The 1,526-nt window shown below is 36.2% G+C and carries 3 protein-coding genes and 1 pseudogene; 1 reads left to right on the forward strand and 3 read right to left on the reverse strand.

What is annotated here, in order from left to right; all coding sequences use genetic code 11:
• The coding region (locus tag ADF62_RS02200; RefSeq protein ID WP_239664979.1) for a hypothetical protein at positions 1-378 on the reverse strand (378 nt) is incomplete at its 3' end.
• 404 nt (positions 379-782) lie between these two features.
• On the opposite strand from ADF62_RS02200, the gene ADF62_RS02205 reads away from it, so the two are divergent.
• Positions 783-1,082: a YbaB/EbfC family nucleoid-associated protein gene (locus tag ADF62_RS02205; RefSeq protein WP_002884818.1), complete on the forward strand. Its 300-nt coding sequence runs from the start codon at positions 783-785 to the stop codon at positions 1,080-1,082.
• Positions 1,083-1,207: 125 nt separating this feature from the next.
• On the opposite strand, the gene ADF62_RS11840 is transcribed toward ADF62_RS02205, so the two are convergent.
• Together ADF62_RS11840 and ADF62_RS11845 are read right to left on the reverse strand one after the other, a co-directional pair.
• Entirely contained in the window at positions 1,208-1,348 is a 141-nt protein-coding gene (locus ADF62_RS11840) for an IS3 family transposase (protein WP_414716207.1), read from the reverse strand.
• Positions 1,346-1,526 (reverse strand): annotated as a pseudogene (locus ADF62_RS11845) (IS3 family transposase); the annotation flags it as partial. The gene ADF62_RS11840 and the pseudogene ADF62_RS11845, both read right to left, overlap by 3 nt.

Below are 1,526 nucleotides of genomic sequence, written 5' to 3' on the forward strand. Positions count from 1 at the left end.
AGCATCAATCACAGGTTGAACGGTCTCTCTAATTTCTTTTAGGACTTTTCGTTGATTATATTTAATATTGTGATAACGTTTGTCAAAAGCATGTTGGATAGAAAAATTACGATCAAAAAGATAACTTTCACCTGAGTCCAGGAAAAAAAATAGAGTACCATTCGTAAAACTTAATACAGACGTTTTAGTTCCTTTTTCTCTAGTTATAGCGTACGACCCATCATCATCATAGCTAATACCTTCTATTTCCGGTGTATAGGCCCAACCCATATTCTCCATCAGCATAATGACGTCCGGATCTGTCCCCTCCTTATGAGGGATATGCTGAGCATAATAAACAGAGTTAAATTTTAAATTAATAAAGATAAATAGGCTCATTCCTAAGACTGTAACCAGCCCTAAAAATAGTCCCACAAAAATCCCTAAAATATTGCTTTTTTCATTGTCAGCTTCTCTCTCTATTTTTCTCCAATCGAATTTTTGACCGGATTAACAATAAACCATTGTACACTATTTTTAACAAGTCTTACAATTTAAAGATTTCTTGTTTTTGTAATTGGTCCGATAGTTTTTTTGCTAGAACCTCTTGATAACTTCGTTCTAAATAGACTGAACTCCCCTATAATACCAGATTCTCTTTGGCCCTCTCTCACTTTGTTAATCAAGCTAAACATGGTATAATAGTTAAGATTTTTATACTACTCATTTCTGGGCAGAAGTGGGCAGTAAAATTTAAGAAACAAGGGCTAACCCCTTGATATGAAAGGAATCTAGAAAACATTATGATGAACATGCAAAACATGATGAAGCAAGCTCAAAAGCTTCAGAAACAAATGGAAAAAAGCCAAGCTGAGTTGGCTGCTACAACCTTCACTGGAAAATCAGCCCAAGACTTGGTTGTGGCTGAATTAACTGGTGACAAAAAAGTGGTTAACATCACTTTCGCTGATGCTGTTGTGGATCCTGATGATGTGGAAACACTTCAAGATATGACTGTTCAAGCACTTAACGATGCTCTTGGACAAATTGACGAAGCGACTAAAAAATCAATGGGTGCCTTTGCAGGTAAATTGCCATTCTAAAAAATGAAAAGGAATCTCGCGATTCCTTTTTCTATACACTCATTTAGCAACTCAGCCGTAATATACAAGAAAATACTTGGACAAGAAAGGCACTGCACCCCAATAATGGGACAAGAAAAAAATTCTCATGCGACCAATTTTCTGTACTCTACAGGAGACTGACCATTTAATTTTCGTTGAATTCTAGTTTCATTATAAAATATGATGTGATTTTTAACAATATCTGTTATATTATCTTTGGTTAAGTTTCTCCACTTAGGAAGCATGATTGAAGATAGATAAAGTCTACAGTTTCCAAAGTAGAGGTAGGTGATGTCTGTGACAAGCTTCTCCATAGGCTTGTCTGCCTGAAAATCACGATCCAGCCTATTGTCTGTTACATGGTAAGTTTTACCTAGATTTGGTACTTTCTTGGGACGTGTCCGACAGAGCCATCCACTCTCC

The organism is Streptococcus sp. 1004_SSPC (assembly GCF_001069025.1).
Taxonomy (GTDB): Bacteria; Bacillota; Bacilli; order Lactobacillales; family Streptococcaceae; genus Streptococcus; species Streptococcus vestibularis.

What these genes read in the sequence shown, in the direction of transcription:
- ADF62_RS02205 (WP_002884818.1), top strand. Translation starts at nt 783, where the DNA reads ATGATGAACATGCAAAACATGATGAAGCAAGCTCAAAAGCTTCAGAAA.
- ADF62_RS11840 (WP_414716207.1), bottom strand. Translation starts at nt 1,348, where the DNA reads ATGCTTCCTAAGTGGAGAAACTTAACCAAAGATAATATAACAGATATT.